The sequence below is a fragment of the Streptomyces sp. NPDC048462 genome, assembly GCF_043200175.1.
Classification (GTDB): domain Bacteria; phylum Actinomycetota; class Actinomycetes; order Streptomycetales; family Streptomycetaceae; genus Streptomyces.
Genome location: NZ_JBICXG010000004.1, coordinates 263,642 through 283,559, shown reverse-complemented (window position 1 = coordinate 283,559; position 19,918 = coordinate 263,642). Strand labels below are relative to the sequence as shown.

The window sequence follows — 19,918 nt, the reverse complement described above, 5'->3', positions numbered from 1 at the left end:
CGCCGCTCCCACCGGGCCGGCGGCCCGGTGGGAGCGGCGAGCCTGCCGCAGGAGCGCGGCGCCCAGGCCCGGAGGAGGGGATCAGGGCTGGATCGGCATGGACCAGCAGTTGGACTTGGCCGCCCGGCCCGCGAGGCGGTCGGTCAGCCATGAGATCGCGTCGCCCTGGTCGGTGATGAGCGGGACCACGTGGTTGGTGAGGATCTTGTCACCCAGGTTGGGCAGGACGATGGCGTCGTAGGTGACGTCGGCGCCCTTGCGGCACCAGTCCACGGCCAGCTGCCGGGCCTGTCCGTGGGGAACGATGTCGTCCTGGACGCCGGTCGCCAGGCGCACCGGACCGGCCGGCTTGAGGTTGCCGATGCGCTGCCTGTCGAGAGCGGCCTGCGCGCGGGGCTCGGCGGCGATGACGTCACCGATCGACTTGCCGCTGTTGGTCCACTTGCCGCTTCTGGCGAAGCCGTAGCCGAGGATCGCGTCGCCGACGCACATGGTCGAGGCGTCCTTCAGCGCGGCCTTGCCCGTGGCGTTGATGTTGGCCTCGACGACGGCCCGGACGTCGGGGTCGGCCTGGGCGAAGCCGTTGATGGACCAGGCCAGGGCCCCGGCGAGCGCGCTGCCGTCGATGCCCTTCATGACGGCGGTCAGATCGGCGGGCGGCGCCCCGGAGTAGGTGCCGGCCAGCTCGACGTCAGGTGCGTAGGACGGCTGCAGCTCGGCGGCCGAGGCACTGGCCCCGCCACCCTGGCTGTATCCGTAGAGACCCGTACGCGACTCGGGGGTGACGGAGGCGCCGGGCACGGCGTGCGCGGCGCGGGCCGCGTCCAGCAGGGCGTGACCCTCGTCGACCCGGTTGACGTAGGTGTGCAGCCGGTCGGTCGTACCGAGTCCGACGTAGTCGGTGACGACGACCGCGGTACCGGCGGCGAGCAGCCGGTAGATGGCCAGGGCCTCGTAACCGACCGACACTGTCTCGCCGTTCAGGGTCAGCGGGTACTGGAGTGCCATCGAGGGCGCGCACTGGTCACCCTGCCCCATGGTGCCCGCGGCCACCGCCACCAAAGGCCTCGGTCCGCCGCGCTTCCAGGCGGCCGACGGCTCGATGTAGGCGCCGGTCACCGCGACCGGCTGCCCGTTGGAGTCGGTCGACCTGTACATGAGCCGGGTGGCAGTGCCAGGCATCGGGCGGCCGTCCAGGCCCGGGATGCCCAGCCCCAGTGGGAGCGGCTCCTGTCGGATCAACGCGCCGTTGGTGGAGGGCAGTTCGGCGGGCGGGTTGTAGAAGGCGGGGATCGTCACCCCCCGGGACACCACCGGCTCCGATCCATCGACGGCGGTGGCGGGTACGGCGTACGTGATCGCGCAGGCGGCCGCCGTCACGGCGACGGCCAGTACGCGCGCGGCGCCGGCACAGGGCGAACGGCGTGGGGAGACAGCCGAGTCGGCGGCCTCGAAGGTGGAACGCGAACGGGTGCTCTTGCGGCTCACAGCTCACTCCTCGCTCTGCTCGGAATGCAGGTGAGCGCAAGCTAGCAGCGGAACTTACCGGAGGTAACCCACCAGTAAGTTACGCTGCGGTAACCATTGCGGCGCATGCGTGCGGCGCGATCGGGGGCGGGGCGGCGCCCTCCCGCCGGGCGGGAGGGCCGGGCGCGCGGCCGAAGCGGGCTTCCGGAGCGCACAAGTTCCCTATTCTTGGGGCGAGCTGATCGCCCAATGCCTCACGCACTCTGGAGTTCACCATGTCCCGACCGGCGAACGACGCCACCTCCCTGCACATCGACACCAGCAAGCCGCATCCCGCGCGGATGTACGACTGGTTCCTCGGCGGCAAGGACAACTACCCGGTGGACGAGGCGATGGGACGCCAGATGCTCGCGCTCGAACCCGGCATCCCCGTAATGGCGAAGGTGAACCGCGCTTTCATGCACCGCGCCACCCGCTGGCTGTCCGGCCAGGGCATCCGGCAGTTCCTCGACATCGGGACGGGAATACCCACCGCGCCCAACCTCCATCAGGTGGCCCAGAGTTCCGAGCCCACCACCCGTGTCGTCTACTGCGACAACGACCCGATCGTGCTGGCTCACGCCGAAGCCCTGCTGAGCGGCACCCCGCAAGGCGCGATCGACTACGTGCAGGCCGATGCGCGCGATGTGGACGCCATCCTCGAACAAGCGGGCAAGACACTGGACTTCAGCAAGCCGGTCGCACTCTCGATGATCGCGCTGCTCCATTTCGTGAGTGACGAGGACGGCGCGTACGAGCTGGTGAGCAGGCTGACAGGGGTACTCGCGCCGGGCAGCCACGTCGTGATCTCGCACCTCACCGCCGACTTCCATCCGGAGGAGGCCCAGAAGGTCGACGAGATGTACAAGGCCAACACGCTCACGCTGGCGCCCCGCAACCGTCAGCAGTTCGCCGCCTTCTTCGACGGACTGGAGATCGTCGAGCCCGGCATCGTGGCCGGTGAGACCTGGCACCCCGAGCTCGGCGAACCGGTTCCCGGCCAGGACGACATCATCAGCGCCGGATACGTGGCGGTGGGCCGCAAGCCGTAAGAGCCACCGCTCCACCGATCGCCCCGCCCCCGCCACGCGCGGGGGCGGCCGCGTCCCGGAACCGGAGAACAAGGTCACTTCAGTCACCGCACGACATCACGCGTGATTCGTGCCAGAACCCGGCGCATCGGCATCAACCCCTTGCCGAAGGGGACTTGTGAAGGCCGCCTCCCCCCGGACCCCGCCTGCCGGACCGATCCACGCAGTGGCGGACAACAGCCCGTCCGGGACGGTCACCATCGTTAATCGGATCTAACCTTTCCACAACGGCGCACCGACAACCGCCGGCTTCTCACCGCACGGCCGGCTGGATCAAGAGCGTATTCCGCATACATATCTGACAGCTCATCAGTTGCGGACATCATGCCGGTCACAGTGTTCCAGTCGAGGCGCTGATGAGATTCCGCTTGTGCTCGCTGGGTACATCTTCTGAGCAATTGTGATCGAGTTGGACCGCTTCCGCATTGCTGCGTGAGCGCAAACTTTCGCCGATGTACGCGTCGGTAGTTGCGTGCCACGGCATAGGATCAAGCCGCGCCACCGGGGTCCCGCCCGCCCCTCCTGTCCCAACTGCAACTGTGCACACGATGCACCAACGTCCATACCAGCACCCCACACCCCCACACTCCGTTAACAGGTATCTGTGTGTCACCGATACTCAGCACCGGTTCCGGTGATGGAGCCGCGCAGTGAAAATCAATCGTCGTCTTGTCCTGCTCGTCACCGCGCCCCTCACGGTCGCGGTCACCTTCTCGGTCCTCGCCCTCGCTCCGGCGACCACCCAGGCGCTCCAGGCCGACCGGCTGACGGAGATGGTCGATGTCGCCGCCGTCGCGGGTGATCTGACCCATCAGTTACAGCGGGAGCGGGCCACCGCCACCGCGCTGGTCTCCAAGCAGGGATCAGCGGACGCGTTCATGAAGAGTTCCAACGCGACCGACGAGAGCATCACCGCCTTCAACAGCAGGACCGGTCAGCTGTCCGAGGTACCCGGCAGCGCACAGACCGCACTGACCCGAATCCAGCGCTTCGTGGAAGAACTGCCCGCCCTGCGTGCGCAGGTGCGCTCGGGCAGCACGACCATCTCCGCGCTCGCCTTCGGCTACCGGATCGTCATCGCCGACCTCAACGGCTACCGCGACGGCATCGCGCAGGCCGACGGGGTCGACGCCGACATCGCGGACCGCATCCGCGCCGCCGCCGCCCTGTCCGAGGCCACCGAGCACACGGCTCAGCAGCAGGTCACCGTGATGAGGGCGCAGGCCGCGGGCGGCTTCACCATCGCCTCGCAGCGCACCTTCGACGCCAGCCGGCTGGGCTACACGGAGTCGACCGGCGCCATGTACGGCCTCGGCCCCGCCGAGTGGCGGACCTGGCTGGAGCGCACGCTCTCCGGCCCGAAGGCACTGGCGGCCCGCGAGCTGGAGGACCGGATCGGGCGCACGGGCACCAGCAAGGACATCGACGTCACCGCCCAGGAGTGGCAGAAGGCCTCCGACGACCGCCAGACGCTGCTGCGTTCGGTGGAGAAGCGGATCGACGCGTCCGTCATCGTGACGGTCTCCAAGGAGCGCACCAGGCTCCTGTGGACCGCCGGTGCCGAGGTCGCCCTGGTACTGCTGACCCTCGTGGGCGTCGTCGTCGTCGCCGTCCGGCTGGGGCGCGTCATGATCCGGCGGCTGCGCGATCTGCGCAACGCCGCGCACGAGGTGGCCCACACCGCGCTCCCCGCCGTGATGACCGAGCTGTCCCGGCCGGGCGCGCTGAGCGGCTCCACACCCGAGGAGGTCGCCGAGCGGTCGGGCAACCCGGTCAAGACCACGGGCGGGGACGAGATCGGTGAGGTCGGCGAGGCGTTCAACGCCGTTCATCACGAGGCCGTCCGGCTCGCCGCTCAACAGGCCCGGGTGCACGAACAGTTCGCGGAGACCCTGGTCCGCGTGGCCCGAAGGGGCGCACAGCTGACCAGTGTCATGGTGTCCGAGCTCGACACCGTGCAGCGCGACGAGGCCGACCCCGACCGCATGCAGACGCTCTTCGCCCTCGACCACCTCGCCATCCGCATGGAGCGCAATACCAACAACCTCCTGGTACTGGGTGGTTACGGCAACGCCCGGGTGCGTTCGGCCGACATCGGCTGCTCCACGGTCATCGTGGCGGCGGCCCAGCAGATCGAGCGATTCGACCGCGTGTCCCTCGGCGTCGTCGAAGCGGGTATCGGCATCGCCGCCCGTGCGGTGCACGACGTGGCGCACGTCCTGGCCGAACTCCTCGACAACGCGACCCGGTTCTCACCTCCCGACGCACAGGTCGGGGTCGCCGTGTGGCGGCTGTGGGACCGGGCCGTCGTGCAGATCGTCGACGAGGGTGTGGGGATCACGCCGGAGCGCCGGGCCGTCCACAACGCCGCGCTGCGCGAGCCGCAGGCAGGCATCGGGGACGTCCGGTCCATGGGTCTGCACGTGGTGGCACGGCTCTCGGCGCGTCACGGCATCGTTGTCGAACTGCGTGACTCCTCCGGTCCCGGCACCATCGCCGAGGTCACCCTGCCGGCGAACGTGCTGACCGAGATCCCGCAGGAGACGGCACCGGGCACGCCGGGCGAGGAACGCGGCGGTGGCGTCCGCTACGAGGCGCCGCGTCCGGTCGGCGCACTCGGACAGCCGGTCCGCAGGCAGCCGGGCGATGTGGCCGGGCGGCCGGTCCGGCCCGTCGGCGCGGGTGCCGGCGTCCGGGCAGGCGGTGCCCCTTCGGGCGCGGCGAGGTCCGGCCATCCGGGCGACGGGGACGCCTCGTCCGCCGGCGCCCACGACGCGGGTTCCGCCACCGACGGGCGCGAGCGCGCCACCACGCCGGCTCCGCATCCCGTGCATGACGAACCCGTCTCACGCGTCGCGGGAGTCAGCGCGTCCGGCCTGCCCCTGAGGCAGCGCAACACGCCCCAGCAGTGGCCCAGCCTGGGCAAACGGGGCGGCACCGATCAGCGGTCCGGCGCCGCCGCACCGCGGCCGTCGCCCCGCCGCCGGGACTCCCGGCAGGTCTCCGACGTCCTCGCGGCCTACGCCCAGGGGATCAACCGGAGTACGAACCCCCGCGGGCGTTCCGCCACCGACGACAACACCGAACGGACCAAGAAATGACCTCACCCACCGACCTGAGCTGGATCCTGAGCGACTTCGCCGGACGCATTCCGGAGGTCACCCAGGCGATAGCCGTGTCCGTGGACGGACTCGCGCTGGCCTACACCGGTGTGGAGCGTGACGACGCCGACCGGCTGGCGGCCATCGCCTCCGGCGTCGTCAACCTGCTCTCCGCCGCAGCCCAGTTGACGAACACGGACCCCGTCGAGCACAGCCTCACCGCGATGGAGGGCGGCTACATGTTCTCGATGGCAGTCTCCAGCGGCGCCTCGCTCCTGGTGACCACCACCAGGGACGCGGACATCGGCGAGGTCAGCTACATGATGTCCGAACTGATCAACCAGGTCGGCGACGCGCTGTCTCCCCACGTCCGCGCCCCGAGCATCTCGCCCACGCACTGAGTACCGGCGGTCCCCCACCGCCACCCCGACGCGTCCGTCCGTTCCGCTCGGCGGCCGAGTCAGCCCGTTCCACCCACTCCTCGCGATGAGAGCCCTCATGTTCTTCGATATATCCAGCCCACGTCACCGCAGACTCCGGCCGGTGTGCGCTGCCGCCCTCGCCCTCGGCCTGGCAGCCGTCAGCGGGTGCAGCAGCGACAGCGGCTCCGGCGGCGACACGGTGAAGGTCGGCCTGGTGGCCTCGCTGTCCGGTACCTACAAGCCGGTCGGAACGGACCTGCGAGCCGGCTTCGAGCTCTATCTGAAGACGCATGACAACAAGCTGGGCGGGCGCAAGGTCGAGCTCGTCGTGGCGGACGAGGGCGACGGCCCCCCGACCGCCGTTCCCGCCGCCACCAAGCTGGTCAAGAAGGACAAGGTCGACGTACTGACGGGCCTCGTCAGCGGTGGCTCGGTCAACGCGGTGCTGCCGCTGGTCGACCAGGCCAAGATCCCGTTCCTGGGGTCGAACGCCCGGCCGCCCGTCAAGGACCTCGAGTACGTGTGGACGACGAGCTTCATGTCCGACGAACCGGGCAAGGCCATCGCCCCGTACGTCAAGGAGAAGGTGGACGGACCGGTCTACGCGATCGGCCCGGACTACCAGGGCGGTTACGACGAGCTGCGCGGCTTCACCAAGGAGTTCGAGCGGATCAAGGGGAAGCTCGCCAACCCGGACGGCAAGACCACCTGGACGCCGTTCCCGAAGACGACCAACTTCATGCCGTACTTCGCCGACATCGCCAAGACCGACGCCAAGGCGGTGTACTGCTTCTACGCGGGCAAGGCCGCGATCGACTTCGCCAAGCAGTACGCGCAGTCCGACATCGCCGACCTGCCGCTGTACACGGCGTTCGTCACCGAGGGCAGTGTCCTTCAGGCGCAGGGCAAGGCGGCGAAGGACATCTACTCGGTCCTGAACTACGCCCCCGACCTCGACAACGCGGCCAACCGCAAGTTCGCCGCCGACTGGACGGCCGAGTACGACACCCAGCCGACCACGTACGCGATGTCGTCCTACGACGCGGCCGCCGTGCTGGACAAGGCGATCGCCGACGCGGCGAAGGACGGTGACGTGACGTCGCAGACCATCAACAAGGCGATCTCCGGCCTGGGTCAGATCGACAGTCCGCGCGGCGCCTGGGAGTTCAGCGAGAAGGCGCACTCGCCGGTGCAGACCTGGTACCTGCGTCAGGTGCGGCCGGACGGCAACCAGCTGGCCAACGTCATGGTCCAGGACCTGGCGACGCTCGGCGGCTGACATGGAGCTCCTTGATGCCCACCTCGTGCCGGCGGTGGACGGCGTGGCCTACGGGCTGCTGCTGTTCGTGGTCTCCGCCGGCCTGAGTCTCGCGTTCGGCACCGCGGGCGTGCTCAACCTGTCGCACGGCACGCTGTACGCGATCGGCGCCTACACGGGCGCCGAGCTGAGCGACGGGACCTGGGGCGGCCTCGTCCTCGGGCTGGCCGCCGGAACCGCGGCGGCGGGCCTCGCGGGGGCGGGGCTGTCCGCCGCGACGGTCCCGCTCGCCCGTCGTGGGCATCTCGCTCAGGCACTGCTGACGTTCGGGATCGCGCTCGTCGGCGGTGATCTGCTCATCCAGCTCTTCGGGGCGGACGAGCTCCCGGTACGCGTCCCCGAGGCGCTCGACACCTCGGTGCGGCTGCTGGGCCACCGTTACCCCGCCTACCGGCTCTGCTTCATCGTGATGGCCCTGCTGCTGGCGGTGCTCGGTACGTGGGTGCTGACCCGGACCCGTGTGGGGGCGGCGGCGCGGGCCTGTGCCGACGATCCGCAGATGCTCGCCGCGACCGGCCGCAGCCCCCGGGCGGTTCACACCGGCGTCCTCGCGGCGGCGGGGGCGCTGGCCGGTGCGGCGGGAGTGCTGGGGGCGCCGATCATCGGCCCCGGGCCCGGGACCTCGGAGAACGTGCTCATGCTGTCCCTCGTGGTCGTCGTCCTCGGCGGGCTGCGCTCGCTGTGGGCGACGGTGGCGGCGGCGATCGTCGTGGGCGAGGTGCAGACGCTCGGCGTCTCGGTGCTGCCGGACCTGGCCCCGTACCTGCTCTTCGCCGCGATGGCGGCCGTGCTGGTGTTCCGCTCCCGCTTCGCGGAGCCGGCGACGGCGCACGGCCCGCAGGACCCCGACCCGGACCCGGTCGCCCGGCTGCGCCGCCACCTCGCCGCACGGCTGAGGGCGCGCCGGACCGCCGCCGCGACGGCGACCGGGCCCGCCGCCGTGACCGAGCCCGCCCGGCCGGTGCGCGGGCCCGCGTGGCGGCAGGCCGTCCCGCTGCTCGTGCTGCTCGCACTGCTGATCGCGCTGCCGGCGATCCTCGACTCGTACAGCATCTCGCTGGCCGGCTCCGCGCTGGCTCTGGGGCTCCTCGCGGTCAGCGTCACCATCCTCACCGGCTACGCCGGGCTGCCCACGCTCGGGCAGACCGCGCCGTTCGCCGTGGGCGCGTACGCCACCGCGAACCTCGCGGACGCCGGGTGGACGGTGGGGCCCGTCCAGATCGTCCTCTCGGCGCTCGCCGCAGCGGTGTTCTCGGCGGTGACGGGGCCCGCCGTGATCCGGGCCCGCGGCACCACGGTGCTGATGATCACGCTTGCCGTCGGTGAGCTGACCGGCGCGGTCATCAACCAGGTCAAGTCCGTCACCGGTGGCGCCGACGGTCTCGTCGGATTCCCCTCCACCCGGGCGTTGTGGGGCGGTGCGGGGATGACCGACGAGAGCGACCTCTACAACTACGCGCTCGTCGTCGCCGTCGTCTCCGTCGCCGTCACGCTGCTGGTGCTGCGCTCCCCGGCCGGGAAGCTGCTGACCGGCACCCGGGGCGCCGAGGCGCGGATGCGCGCCTCGGGGCACCCCGTGGGGCGCTACCTGCTGGTGGCGCACGTCTGCGCCGGCGCACTGGCCGGGGTCGGCGGCTCGCTGATGGTCAGCGTCCAGCAGTACCTCTCCCCCGCCGACGTCGGATTCGAGATCGCCGCGTTCGCGCTGCTGGCGACCGTCATCGGCGGCACGACCTCGGTGATCGGCGCTCTGCTGGGTGCCGGACTCATCGTCTTCACCCGGGACTGGGTCGCCGGTTCGTGGCCCGGCCACGGGCCGCTGCTGCTCGGTGCGCTGTTCATCGCCGCCGTGTACCTGCTGCCCCGGGGTCTGGCCGGTCTGCTCGGCGGACCCGGCCGGGGCGGGCCGGCGCCGGACGGCCGGCACCCGGCCACCACCACGCCCGCATCCGCCCCGCCCGCCGCCGGGAAGGTCTCCCCATGACGTCCGCGAAGACCGCGGCACCGCCGCCCCCGGTGCTGGATCTCGACCGTCTCAGCCGCAGTTACGGCAGCCTCACCGCCGTGGACGACGTCAGCCTGCGGCTCCCCGCCGGCGCCCGGCACGCCGTCATCGGCCCCAACGGCGCCGGCAAGACCACGCTGCTCAACCTCATCGCGGGTACGGACCGGGCCGACCACGGCACCATCGCCCTGAACGGCACGGACATCACCCGGACGGCCACCGCCAGACGCAGCCGTCTCGGCATCGCCCGCAGCTTCCAGCAGCCGACGGTGATCTCCGAGCTGACGGTGCTGGACAACGTCGTACTGGCCGGCTGGCCGCACCACCCGAAGCGCCGGGGGGCCTGGCGCAGCCCGTCCCGCTACCGGCTGCACGCCGAGGCCGCGGGCCGTCACCTGGAGACCGTCGGCCTCGCGGACCTCGCGCACCGGCCCGCCGCCACGCTCTCCCACGGGCAGCGCCGCATGCTCGACCTCGCCGCCGCGCTGGCCGGGGACCCGCGGCTGCTCCTCCTGGACGAGCCCGCAGCCGGTCTGACCGACGGTGACATCGGCCGGCTCCTCGGCATCCTGGGCGGCCTGCCGGACAGCGTCGCGATCATCCTGGTCGAGCACCACGTCGAGGTCGTCGCCCAACTGGCCACGTCGGTCACCGTGCTGGCGGCCGGGCGGGTCCTGGTCACGGGGCCGACCCGGGAGGCGCTCGCCCACCCCGAGGTCCGCGACGCCTACCACAACACCGGCACGGCGGCGGGCCGGGCACGGAACGAGGCGGCGGGCTCCGGCGCCGCTGTCGCCGGGCCGTCCACCACCGACGCGAGAGGATGACCCGGTCCACGATGCTCGAACTCACCGGCCTCACCGCGGGCTACCACGGCGGCACCGTCCTGCACGGGGTCGACCTGGCGGTGCCCGCCGGCACGGTCCACGCCGTCGTCGGCCACAACGGCGCGGGCAAGACCACCCTCGTCCACACCGTGGCCGGTCTGATGCGGCCCGGGGCCGGCACCGTACGGCTCGACGGCCGGGACCTGACGGGCCGGCCCGCGCACCGGATCGCCCGTGCCGGTATCGGCCTCGTGCCGCAGGGCCGCAGGGTCTTCGCCGGGCTCACCGTCGCCGAACACCTGCGGCTGTCCTACCGCCCGCCGCGCCGGGGCGACACCGCGCGCCCGAGCGTGTGGACGCCCGCCCGGGTGCTTGAGCTGCTCCCCCGGCTGGGCGAGCGCCGGGGCAACCGGGGAGCGGATCTGTCGGGCGGCGAGCAGCAGATGCTCGCCCTGGCCCGCGCGCTGCTCAGCTCACCGAGCGTGCTGCTGCTCGACGAGCCGACCGAGGGCCTCGCGCCCGCCCTCGTCCGCCAGGTCCACGAGCTGGTCCCCACGCTGGCCGGTGAGGGCATCGCCGTACTGCTGGTGTCCCCCAGCCCGGCGCAGGCGGCCGAGTGCGCCGACACACTCACGGTGCTCACGTCGGGGCGGACCACGCTCCGTCTCGAGGGCGCGGACGCGCGCGCCGACGCGGGCGCCCTGCATGCCGCGCTCGAACTCGTGCCGACGGCCCCCTGAAGGCGGTCCCGGGCACAGCCGGGGGCGGTGGCCATGTGCGGTCACCGCCCCCGTAACGCTCCGGACCAGCCGTCCTAGCCGGCCTGTCCCGCCTTCATGCTGTGGCCGCCGAAGCCGCTGCGCCGGTCGGAGCCGCTGTTCTGGTCCTGCCACCAGGCGTCGAACTCCGGCTGTTCCATGGCGGACCAGTCCGGTGTGTTCTCGACCTGCGCGCTGCCCATCCTCCGGGCGAGCGCGACCATGGCCGCCCCGACGGCGCCACGGCCGGAGTCGTACCGTTCCAGCACCTCTTTCCAGCTGTCCCCGGCCAGCCAGGCGGCCTCCAGGGCGGTGGCGTCCTGGAGCGCCTTCACGCTGCCGCCGCCGATGTGCGGCCGGGCGACGCTGGCCGCGTCGCCGACGAGCAGCATCCGGCCGGAGGTGTAGTGCGGCACCTCCAGGTCGTAGATCGGCTGGATGAAGGTGGTCTCGGCGGGCGTGCTCAGGACCCTGGCCGCCCAGTACGGCGGGAAGTTGTCCGCGACCAGGGCACGCAGGTGTGCGGTGAGTTCGGCGTTCAGACGGCCCGGCGGCAGCGAGGTGGGCGTCCGCAGGTCGGCCTGGAGGGCGTCGGTCTGCGGGGGCACGGTGTAGAGCACCCAGTTGAGCCGGTGTCCGCCGGTGCCGTCCGGGATGCGGTAGATCATGCAGTGGCCGCCGGGGAAGACGACGTTGTGCGCGGACATGCCGTCCGAGGGGAGCCCCTCGACGTCCGGCGAGGTGCCGCGCCAGCCGATGTATCCGGCGTACGTCGCCCCGGTGCCGGGAAACATGGCCTCGCGGACGACGGAGCGGTAGCCGTCGGCACCGATCACGACGTCGAAGCGCTGCTCGTGGCCGTCGGCCAGACGCAGCGTCACACCGTCCGGGTCCGGCTGCACGGCGGAGACCACGGAGCCGGACCGGTAGGTGACGTCATCGGGCACCCGGCGGCGCAACTCGCTCCACAGCGAACCCCAGTTGTAGGCCCGGAAGGGGAACGGCTGCTCGCCGACGGCCCGGCCGTGCTCCGCGTCGCCCTCGCGCACGCTCCACACCCGCCGGTTCAGCGGCGCCCAGGGCATCTCGGGGGCCACGTACCCGGCGTCCCTCAGCTCGTCGTAGCGGTCGCTGTGCAGGGCGATACCCACACCCCTGTCGCGGAGTTCGGCGTCCGCACGTTCGAAGACGGTGACCTCGCCGGCTCCCCCGCGCGACGCGGCCAGGGCCGCGGCACACCCCCCTATGCTGCCGCCGACCACGGCGATGCTGCCTCCACGCATGACTGGTACTCCACTCACTTGGCGTTCCGGCCGCCGTTCGGGGGCTCTGCCGCGTCGGCTCGACCGGTCGGAAATCCACAAGCACTGAGGCTCGTTGTGCTGTTTCGGTAGGTCAGGGCACGGAGGGAATCCTATCCAGCGGACGTCGGCCGGTGAGCCCCGCACACCGGCCCGGCCCGTGGGGCGCTCATGAGCGGACGGCGGCCGCGATCCGTTCCCGCAGCGCGACGACCTCCGCGTCGTCGGCGTAGCGCCGGCACTCCTTGGACAGGTCCATCACGTCCTCGACCGCACGGTTCGAGCGCAGGCGCCCCAGCTCGTCCAGGGCCCGGTGAGCCACCGTCAGGGCATCGCCCGGGTCGCCCGTCGCCATGATCAGTGTGGCGAGCTTGGTACCGCAGAGCGCGCGCGAGCGCACATAGGCGTCGGTGTACCCGTCCATCGCCTTCGTGAGCCTGGCCGTCGCCACCGCGGGCGACTGCCCGGAGAGCAGCGTCAGATCGAAGGCGGCGTGCCCGGTGTCGCCGTGGTGCTGCGCGTCGTCGTAGAAGCTCATCCAGACGACGTCCTCGTTCTCCCTGACCGCGCCGAAGACCTCGTCGGAGCGGTCGATGGCGGCCATGGCCTGGCCGGGGCGCCGCATCTTCGCCCACGCTCGGGCACGGGCGTTGTGCAGCATGGCCTGTTCCCGGGGGGTGAGGCGGTCCGCGCGCACCAGCCCGTCCTCCGCGTGGGTGAGCCCCTCGTCCGGCATGCCGCACCAAATGGACTGCCGGGAGAGCCAGTTAAGGGCGGCTGCTCTCAGATGCCAGTCATCGGCGCGTTCGGCGCACCAGCGGCCGAACCGCAGGAGCCGGGTCGCGTCCTCGTGCTCGTACGCGTCGAAGGCGCTCGCCCCCAGCACGACGGACAGTCTCCCGACCGCGGCGAACAGCTCCGCCTCCAGCGCGGACGGGCAGTCGGCGGCGAGGAGGCCCCGCGCCCAGTGCAGTTGGCCGTACAGGGAGCTGCGCACGATGCCGCCGCCCCCGTAGAGGTTGTCCCACTCGGCGATGACCGCGGCAGCGGCGAGCACTTGGGCGATGTCCTCGGGGCGGACGACCGAGGGGGGTTCGGCACGCCTCGGGCCGACGAGGCCGGGCGGATGCCCGTCGAACACCCACTCGACCTGCCCGGCCTCTCCGGCCGGCCGGTGCACCGGAACTAAGCTGTCCGCATCGTCGGACCGCCCGGCGGCCTCCTCCTCGACCAGGCGCCACAGCCGTCGCAGGGCTCCACCGGCCTCCAGGGCATCGTCGAGCCTGCGGGCCAGTCCGGCGTCGCACAGGCGCTCGTTCTTCTCGATGCGCTCGATCATCGTGCCGCTGAGGTGGACTCTCTTGCCCAGCCCCTTCGAGGAGAGCGATCTGACGTTCCGCCAGTTACGGAGTTCCTTGCCCCACCAGGCGCGTGCGGACTCGGTGTCGTCCAGGAGCTTCGGCTTCTGCGGCATTTCCTCTTCCATCGGCGCCGTGATGCGGACAGCTGCCACGGTTGCGGACTGTCTGCATCATCATCGGCCGATGCGGCTGATCCTGCCCCGGCCATGTCCTGCTCGGACTGAATACTGTAACCAGGAGAGCGGGCAGGGTGATTCCGGCAGGACCGCTGTGATCGGGCCGCGGCGGGCGGGAGTCGGCCGCCCGCGTCGCCACCGCAAGGCCGGGCCCTGCGAACAGGGCCGCAGGTCAGCGGGGTTGGGGGCCGCCGCAGCGCAGCGCTGCGGCGAACTCTCCCCACGCGGGGTGCGTGAAGCTGAGGACCGCGCCGTCGGACGTCTTCGAGTCACGCACGAGGAACGCGTGCTGCCACTCGGAGCATTCGACGCACTCCCCGTCGGCGTTGGCGCTGTAGCTGCTCTTGAAGAACTCGGGGCGGATCTGTCGGGCCATGCGCAAACTCCTCGTTACTTCCGGTTTCGCAGGTGCGTCGTGCTCGCCTCGGCGATCAGTTCGGCGGAGGCGGCCGTGTCCAGTGCCTCCTGGCGCAGGAAGGCCATCGCCTCGGCGTACTGCTTCAACGCCAGGGGTTCCTCCAGGAACAGCGAACCGCTCTGGTTCTCCAGGAAGACGACGTCCAGGGAGGGATCGGGGCCGCCGAAGACGATGAACGTGCTGAGCGCGGCGCTGTACGCACCCGCCGAGAACGGCAGCACCTGGATGCTGATGTTCGGCTCCCGTCCCCGGGCGAGCAGATGGTCGAGCTGGGCCGCCATGACCTCACCGCTCCCGACCCTGCGCCGGACGACCGCCTCGTCCAGGACGACGTGGTAGGCCGGCGGCGTCGCACGGTCCAGGATCCGCTGACGCAGCATGCGGATCCGCAGGAACTCCTGGAGGTCCTGCGGCGGGAAGGTGTTCCCGGGGGTGGCCTTGATCTCCTGGGCGTACCCCGGCGTCTGGAGCAGGCCGGGCACCACGCCCACGGTGTGGTGCCTGATGCGCGACGCCTCGTTCTCCAGGGCGAGCAGCATCCGCATCCGGTCCGGGAGCTTCGCGGCGAACGGGATCCACCAGACTTCGGTGTCCCGGCTGTTCTTGGCCAGTTCGACGAGGCGCTGACGCTCCTCGTCGGAGGCACCGTACGCGCGGCAGAGCTGGTCGACCTGGTTCCACCGCACGTTCCCCTTGGCGCGCTCGTACCGGCTGACCGTCGCCTTCGAGACCCCGGCGCGCTCGCCCGCCTCCTCGGCCGACAGCCCGCAGGTGTCGCGCAGGGCGAGCAGCCGGACTCCGAGCTGCCGCCGTCGCGTGACCGGTCCCATTCCCGCGGCGGGATCCGCGGCCCCGGCCGGCACCGTCAGCCCTTCGGTCATGGCACTACCCCCTTGGACATGCCGCCCCGGCCTCCCCGCCGGCGCGTAACAGCCACAAGGAAGTTACCGTGCGGCACCAGGATCGCGCTGCCGCCGCGCCCGTACACGCAACGCTCATGCGGACACTTACCCAGCGAGCGTTACACCGGGAGAGATCCAGGGCCATACTCCAACTCGGCAGGAACCTCGTTAGAAACACAGGTCACTTCGAACCCGTTCCGAGTGACCTGGCGTCGATCGTCTCCACTACAAGGACTTCCGCGATGGGCCACCCTACGAGCAACCGCGCAGCGGCTCATCGCCGCGAGGTCCTGAGAGCTCGCCCCGCCGCCCGCTGGAGGCCGGCCGCCCCGTCGCGCACAGGCTGCCCGTGCGCGCCCGGCGCTGACGGCGAACACACCCCACGGCGCAGAGCCGTCGGCCCGTCCCGGCCGGCTGATCGCGCCCCGCGGAGAGTGTGATGCCCCCGACCCTCGCACGGTCGTGCCGCGCCTCCCGCCGTTCCCTGCCGACAGCCCCGCGAACCACCGGGCCGCGCGCCCGCACCATGCCATCCGCAGGCCGCCCCGGCGGCCCCGGCCCACAGACCCGGTTACCCCGGCACTACGGAGTACGGACATCATGAAACGCCATCTCCCGCGTATCGAGCAGCACTTCCCGACCGGCGGCACGCAGACCGGAGCACACGTCCGTGACGACGGCCGGGCCGGCCGGGCAGCCGCCTCCATCACGTTCCCGGGGGTCTGATGCTTGCGCTGACGCTGGTTCTCGCGGTGCTGGCAGTGGCCGTCTCGGTGCTGGCGGTCCGTTTCCGCGGCGCGGCACGCCGGGCGGAACAACGGGCCGGCCAGCTGCACGAGCACTCCGAGCGGCTCGCCCAACAGATACAGATGACCGAGTACTTCGTGAGGCACCTGGCGACCACCGCCGTCCCCGCCCCGGCCGACGGAGCCGGGGCGGGCGAGGCGCGCGGTATCGAGGTGACCGTTCCGCCGCAGCTGGCCGGCAACCCCGTCGCCGAGGCCGTCGGGGCGCTGGCCGCACAGCACTCGCACACCGTCGCCCTGGCCGGGAGAGCGGCCGAGGAGCGGATCGAACTGGCCCGCCGCGAGACCGCCGAGCAGGTCGCCCACGTACGCAAGGAGGCCGTCGACGTCGCACGGGCGGCCGTGAGGTCCTTCGCCGCGGGTACGGTCCACCGGGCGTCGAAGCTGGGCACCAAGGTCAGTGCCGGGGTGCGTCAGCACGTCTCGGACGACGCGTACGAGACCCTGGTCGAGATCGACCACCTGGCCCAGCAGATGCTGCTGACGGCCAGCGGCTACTCGGTGCTGGCGGGCGACAAGCTCTCGCGGCGCCACCCGGTGACCGCGCTCGGCGAGATCGTGCGCTCCGCGATGGGCCGGGTCGAGGGCTTCCAGCGGGTGCAGCACGCGGACATGAACACCTTCGCGGTGGAGAGCCGGGCAGTGGAAGCGGTGATCCACACCCTCGCGATCCTGCTGGACAACGCCCTGCGCTACTCGGCGCCCAACACCCGTGTGCACGTCTCCCTGGAGCACGGCAACGACGCGGTCTTCCTGATCGTGGACGATGCGGGGCTGCGCATGGAGGACGAGCGGCTGGAGTGGGCCCGCCGGGTGATGTCCAGCGAGGAGCGGGACGACATCACGAAGCTGGGCGCCTACCCGCAGACCGGTCTGCGCGTGGCCGGCGTCCTCGCCGCGTCCTACGGATACCGCGTCGAGGTGACGGCCCCCAACGTCTACGGCGGTACGCGCGCCTTCATCGTCCTGCCGCAGAAGCTGCTCACCGCGCCGCCGGCCCCCCGGCCGGCCGTCCCCGCCGCCCCGCCCGCGCCGCGCCGCGGGCAGGCCCCGGCCGCCCCCGCACCGGCTCCCGTGGCCGGGCACGCTCCCGTCGCCGAACCGGCCCCCGTCGCCGAGCCCGTCCGGGCCCCCGAACCCGTACCGGCGGAGTCCTCGACCACGGTGAGCGGGCTGACGGTCCGCAGGCGGTCCGCGCCGCCCTCCCGACGCCACGCCGCCGCCGCGGCGCCCGTGGAGCCCGGCCGGCCCGAGGTGGCGACCGCCTGGCTGAACGGTGCCCGCAGCGTCCGCGACACGCCGAGCACTCCCCCTGAGACCGAAGGACGTTGACCATGTCGACCACCATCAACTCCCTTGGCTGGCTGCTGGACGAGCACCTCGGTGAGATCGAGGGCGTCCGCTTCGCCGTGCTGATGAGCAGCGACGGCCTGCTGAAGGCGCGCACCAGAACGATGAGCCAGGAGGAAGGCGAGAAGTTCGCCGCGCTGACGGCCGCCATGCGTGCCGCCGGAAAGGCGTGGGACGACTTCACCGGTGGTGGCGGGGTCCGCCAGCAGATGATCGAGTGCATCGACAACATCGGCCTGACGACGGCTGCCGGGGACAACACGATGCTGTCGGTCTGCACCACCGATCCGCACGCGGACGTGGGTCTGATCAGCCGCGAGATGGCGCAGCTCGCGGTGAAGGTGGGCAGGCGGCTGAGCACCGCGGAACGCGTTCCGTCGCAGACGGACGGCGGCTCCGCGGCATGAGCGGGCCGCGGCGTGACGCGGATCTGGTCAGGCCGTACGTACGCACCGGGGGACGGGTCCGTCCGCGACAGGACGTGCGCCTGGAAAGCGTGGTCATCGCCGCGAACGGCCCGACGAACGCGCTCGGCCCCGATGCCCGTGGATTAATGGGTCTGTTCGCCGGCGGTCACGGCGGTCTCGCCGTCGCGGACATCGCCGCCGCCCTGCAGATGCCCCCGTCCACGGTCCGGATCCTCGTCTCCACCCTGATGGACAGCGGCCATCTGACCAGTCCCGTCGCGGCTGTCTCCGACCGACCCGAATCCGACCTCCTGCGAAGGGTGCGCGATGGCCTCCGAGACCTGGTCTGAACCGACGGCCGTCACCTTCGTACCGGCCGCGGTGACCGAGTCCGCCAAGATCGTGGTCGCCGGGGGCTTCGGCGTGGGCAAGACGACCTTCATCGGCAGCGTGTCCGAGGTGACTCCGCTGCGCATGGAGGAGCCCATCACCGTCGACAGCGCGGATGTGGACGACCTGAGCGGGACGCCCGCGAAGACCACGACGACCGTGGGCATGGACTTCGGCCGCATCCATCTGGCCGACGGCCGCCTGGTCCTCTATCTGTTCGGGCTGCCGGGGCAGGAGCGTTTCCAGCTGCTCTGGGAGGACCTGGCCGAAGGGGCACTCGGGTGCCTGGTGCTGGCCGACACCCGCGACCTCGACGCCTGCCACGGCGCGCTGGGCCTGCTGGAGGCACAGGGCATCCCCTATGCCGTCGCTATCAACACCTTCCCCGGCGCCCCCGCCTACGACCTGGGCGAACTCCGCCAGGCCCTCGCCCTGGACGCCGCCACGCCGCTCATCACCTGCGACGCCCGCGACCGCACCTCCTCGCTCCACGCACTCGTCGCCCTGATGGACCACCTCGTGGAGCACCGACCAGCCGCACCCCTGGAGCCCTTGCGATGAACCCCATCAGCACCGAGCCACTGACCGGGCCGGCCCGGTATCCCCTGTACGGACCCGATTTCGCCGCCGACCCGCACGCCGCGTACGAGCAGATGCGGCGCGCCTTCGGCGCGTTCGCGCCCGTCGAACTGGCCCCGGGCATCCCCGCCACCCTGGTGATCGGCTACTTCCAGGCGCGCAGCATCCTCAACGATCCGCTGCGCTTCCCCGCCGATCCCCGGGTGTGGGAGCAGCACGTACCGGCGTCGTGCCCGGTGCGGCCGATGATGGAGTGGCGGCCCAACGCCCTGCGCAGCGGTGGCACCGAGCACTCCCGCTATCGCTCGGCCAACACCGCGAGCATCGACGCGATCGACCAGCACGAGCTGCGTGCCCTGGTGGAGAAGGTCGCCGCCGACGCCGTGACCGGCTTCGGCTCCACCGGCCGGGCGGATCTCGCCACTCAGTACGCCTTCCCGATCGCCTTCCGGGTCCTGAGCTCGATGCTGGGATGCCCCGACGAGATCGGCGCCCGGATCGCCGACGGCATGTCGCGCATCTTCGAGACCACCGACGCCGTCCGGGGCAACGAGATCCTCGCCACGGCGGTCGCCGACCTGGTGAGCCTGCGCAGGCACCATCCGGCGGACGATGTGACGTCCCGGCTGATAGGCCACCCGGCGGGGCTGAGCGACGAGGAGATGGGCCACCAGATCGTCACGCTGTACGGCGCCGGCATCGAACCGCTGACCAACCTCATCGTCAACACCTGGTGGAAGATCCTCACGGACGAGGAGTTCTCCGCCACGCTGCACTCCGCCGAGTCCACGATCCGCGACGCCCTCGACACCGTCCTGTACACGGACCCGCCGATGGCCAACTACTGCATCAGCTATCCGCGTTACGACGCGGACGTGGACGGCACCCTGCTCCCGGCGCACCAGCCGGTCGTCATCTCGATGGCCGCCTGCAACAACGACCCGGCGCTCACCGCAGGACTCCCGCCGGAGGCCTTCGTCGGCAACCGCGCCCATCTGTCCTGGAGTACCGGACCGCACACCTGTCCGGCCCGTTCCCACGCCTATCTCATCGCCGAGACCGCCATCACCTGTCTCGCCGACGCCTTCCCGGAGATGGACCTCGCGGTTCCGGCCGATGAGGTGCGCTGGCGGCCCGGTCCTTTCCACCGTGCCCTGGAATCCCTCCCCGTCGTCTTCCCTGCCACTCGCTGAGGAGCAC

At 71.5% G+C, this 19,918-nt stretch carries 18 protein-coding genes; 13 read left to right on the top strand and 5 right to left on the bottom strand.

Annotated elements, in window-relative coordinates:
- Positions 1-81: 81 nt before the first annotated feature.
- Positions 82-1,488 (bottom strand): lipase family protein, encoded by a 1,407-nt coding sequence (locus tag ACGFU6_RS09760; protein WP_393609409.1) that lies wholly within the window; start codon positions 1,486-1,488, stop codon positions 82-84.
- Positions 1,489-1,742: 254 nt separating this feature from the next.
- Here ACGFU6_RS09760 and ACGFU6_RS09755 point away from each other — a divergent pair, with 254 nt between their 5' ends.
- The 7 genes from ACGFU6_RS09755 (at position 1,743) to ACGFU6_RS09725 (ending at position 11,010) form a co-directional block, all read left to right on the top strand.
- Complete coding sequence (locus tag ACGFU6_RS09755; protein WP_393609407.1) at positions 1,743-2,558, top strand: SAM-dependent methyltransferase; 816 nt, start codon at positions 1,743-1,745, stop codon at positions 2,556-2,558.
- A gap of 689 nt (positions 2,559-3,247) precedes the next feature.
- Entirely contained in the window at positions 3,248-5,698 is a 2,451-nt protein-coding gene (locus tag ACGFU6_RS09750; RefSeq protein ID WP_393609405.1) for a nitrate- and nitrite sensing domain-containing protein, read from the top strand.
- Entirely contained in the window at positions 5,695-6,099 is a 405-nt protein-coding gene (locus ACGFU6_RS09745; RefSeq protein ID WP_123527191.1) for a roadblock/LC7 domain-containing protein, read from the top strand. The genes ACGFU6_RS09750 and ACGFU6_RS09745 overlap by 4 nt, the downstream gene beginning before the upstream one ends.
- Positions 6,100-6,196: 97 nt before the next feature.
- Positions 6,197-7,399, top strand: coding sequence for an ABC transporter substrate-binding protein (locus tag ACGFU6_RS09740; RefSeq protein WP_393609403.1), 1,203 nt, complete (start codon positions 6,197-6,199; stop codon positions 7,397-7,399).
- Between the two features lies 1 nt (position 7,400).
- The gene (locus tag ACGFU6_RS09735; protein ID WP_393609401.1) at positions 7,401-9,422 is read left to right on the top strand and encodes a branched-chain amino acid ABC transporter permease; all 2,022 of its coding nucleotides are present in this window, start codon (positions 7,401-7,403) and stop codon (positions 9,420-9,422) included.
- The gene (locus ACGFU6_RS09730) at positions 9,419-10,270 is read left to right on the top strand and encodes an ABC transporter ATP-binding protein (RefSeq protein WP_393609399.1); all 852 of its coding nucleotides are present in this window, start codon (positions 9,419-9,421) and stop codon (positions 10,268-10,270) included. The genes ACGFU6_RS09735 and ACGFU6_RS09730 overlap by 4 nt, the downstream gene beginning before the upstream one ends.
- Positions 10,271-10,281: 11 nt before the next feature.
- Positions 10,282-11,010, top strand: coding sequence for an ABC transporter ATP-binding protein (locus ACGFU6_RS09725; protein ID WP_393609397.1), 729 nt, complete (start codon positions 10,282-10,284; stop codon positions 11,008-11,010).
- Between the two features lie 74 nt (positions 11,011-11,084).
- On the opposite strand, the gene ACGFU6_RS09720 is transcribed toward ACGFU6_RS09725, so the two are convergent.
- The 4 genes from ACGFU6_RS09720 to ACGFU6_RS09705 all read right to left on the bottom strand — a co-directional run bounded on the left by ACGFU6_RS09720 (position 11,085) and on the right by ACGFU6_RS09705 (position 15,165).
- Positions 11,085-12,311: an FAD-dependent monooxygenase gene (locus tag ACGFU6_RS09720; protein ID WP_393609395.1), complete on the bottom strand. Its 1,227-nt coding sequence runs from the start codon at positions 12,309-12,311 to the stop codon at positions 11,085-11,087.
- 187 nt (positions 12,312-12,498) lie between these two features.
- Entirely contained in the window at positions 12,499-13,842 is a 1,344-nt protein-coding gene (locus tag ACGFU6_RS09715) for a helix-turn-helix domain-containing protein (protein ID WP_393609393.1), read from the bottom strand.
- 196 nt (positions 13,843-14,038) lie between these two features.
- Positions 14,039-14,242, bottom strand: coding sequence for a DUF397 domain-containing protein (locus tag ACGFU6_RS09710; RefSeq protein ID WP_393609391.1), 204 nt, complete (start codon positions 14,240-14,242; stop codon positions 14,039-14,041).
- Between the two features lie 14 nt (positions 14,243-14,256).
- A complete protein-coding gene (locus ACGFU6_RS09705) occupies positions 14,257-15,165 on the bottom strand; it encodes a helix-turn-helix domain-containing protein (protein ID WP_393609389.1) in 909 nt (302 codons plus the stop codon).
- A gap of 621 nt (positions 15,166-15,786) precedes the next feature.
- On the opposite strand from ACGFU6_RS09705, the gene ACGFU6_RS09700 reads away from it, so the two are divergent.
- The 6 genes from ACGFU6_RS09700 to ACGFU6_RS09675 are packed head-to-tail and all read left to right on the top strand — an operon-like array spanning position 15,787 to position 19,911.
- Entirely contained in the window at positions 15,787-15,912 is a 126-nt protein-coding gene (locus ACGFU6_RS09700) for a hypothetical protein (RefSeq protein WP_393609388.1), read from the top strand.
- Positions 15,912-17,324, top strand: a complete 1,413-nt coding sequence (locus ACGFU6_RS09695; protein ID WP_393609386.1) for an ATP-binding protein — start codon at positions 15,912-15,914, stop codon at positions 17,322-17,324. Before ACGFU6_RS09700 ends, ACGFU6_RS09695 begins: the two co-directional genes overlap by 1 nt.
- A 2-nt stretch (positions 17,325-17,326) precedes the next feature.
- Positions 17,327-17,749 carry a roadblock/LC7 domain-containing protein gene (locus ACGFU6_RS09690; RefSeq protein ID WP_393609384.1) on the top strand — a complete coding sequence of 141 codons (423 nt, stop codon included), beginning with the start codon at positions 17,327-17,329 and terminating at the stop codon, positions 17,747-17,749.
- Complete coding sequence (locus ACGFU6_RS09685) at positions 17,746-18,099, top strand: DUF742 domain-containing protein (RefSeq protein WP_393609382.1); 354 nt, start codon at positions 17,746-17,748, stop codon at positions 18,097-18,099. The genes ACGFU6_RS09690 and ACGFU6_RS09685 overlap by 4 nt, the downstream gene beginning before the upstream one ends.
- Positions 18,077-18,700: an ATP/GTP-binding protein gene (locus tag ACGFU6_RS09680; RefSeq protein ID WP_393609381.1), complete on the top strand. Its 624-nt coding sequence runs from the start codon at positions 18,077-18,079 to the stop codon at positions 18,698-18,700. The genes ACGFU6_RS09685 and ACGFU6_RS09680 overlap by 23 nt, the downstream gene beginning before the upstream one ends.
- Positions 18,697-19,911: a cytochrome P450 gene (locus ACGFU6_RS09675; protein WP_393609380.1), complete on the top strand. Its 1,215-nt coding sequence runs from the start codon at positions 18,697-18,699 to the stop codon at positions 19,909-19,911. The genes ACGFU6_RS09680 and ACGFU6_RS09675 overlap by 4 nt, the downstream gene beginning before the upstream one ends.
- The last annotated feature ends 7 nt before the right edge of the window (positions 19,912-19,918 follow it).

Bases quoted from the DNA above. Each gene is read 5' to 3' on its own strand.
- ACGFU6_RS09755 (WP_393609407.1), top strand. From the start codon at position 1,743: ATGTCCCGACCGGCGAACGACGCCACCTCCCTGCACATCGACACCAGC.
- ACGFU6_RS09745 (WP_123527191.1), top strand. From the start codon at position 5,695: ATGACCTCACCCACCGACCTGAGCTGGATCCTGAGCGACTTCGCCGGA.
- ACGFU6_RS09740 (WP_393609403.1), top strand. From the start codon at position 6,197: ATGTTCTTCGATATATCCAGCCCACGTCACCGCAGACTCCGGCCGGTG.
- ACGFU6_RS09735 (WP_393609401.1), top strand. From the start codon at position 7,401: ATGGAGCTCCTTGATGCCCACCTCGTGCCGGCGGTGGACGGCGTGGCC.
- ACGFU6_RS09730 (WP_393609399.1), top strand. From the start codon at position 9,419: ATGACGTCCGCGAAGACCGCGGCACCGCCGCCCCCGGTGCTGGATCTC.
- ACGFU6_RS09725 (WP_393609397.1), top strand. From the start codon at position 10,282: ATGCTCGAACTCACCGGCCTCACCGCGGGCTACCACGGCGGCACCGTC.
- ACGFU6_RS09720 (WP_393609395.1), bottom strand. From the start codon at position 12,311: ATGCGTGGAGGCAGCATCGCCGTGGTCGGCGGCAGCATAGGGGGGTGT.
- ACGFU6_RS09710 (WP_393609391.1), bottom strand. From the start codon at position 14,242: ATGGCCCGACAGATCCGCCCCGAGTTCTTCAAGAGCAGCTACAGCGCC.
- ACGFU6_RS09705 (WP_393609389.1), bottom strand. From the start codon at position 15,165: ATGACCGAAGGGCTGACGGTGCCGGCCGGGGCCGCGGATCCCGCCGCG.
- ACGFU6_RS09700 (WP_393609388.1), top strand. From the start codon at position 15,787: ATGAAACGCCATCTCCCGCGTATCGAGCAGCACTTCCCGACCGGCGGC.
- ACGFU6_RS09695 (WP_393609386.1), top strand. From the start codon at position 15,912: ATGCTTGCGCTGACGCTGGTTCTCGCGGTGCTGGCAGTGGCCGTCTCG.
- ACGFU6_RS09690 (WP_393609384.1), top strand. From the start codon at position 17,327: ATGTCGACCACCATCAACTCCCTTGGCTGGCTGCTGGACGAGCACCTC.
- ACGFU6_RS09685 (WP_393609382.1), top strand. From the start codon at position 17,746: ATGAGCGGGCCGCGGCGTGACGCGGATCTGGTCAGGCCGTACGTACGC.
- ACGFU6_RS09680 (WP_393609381.1), top strand. From the start codon at position 18,077: ATGGCCTCCGAGACCTGGTCTGAACCGACGGCCGTCACCTTCGTACCG.
- ACGFU6_RS09675 (WP_393609380.1), top strand. From the start codon at position 18,697: ATGAACCCCATCAGCACCGAGCCACTGACCGGGCCGGCCCGGTATCCC.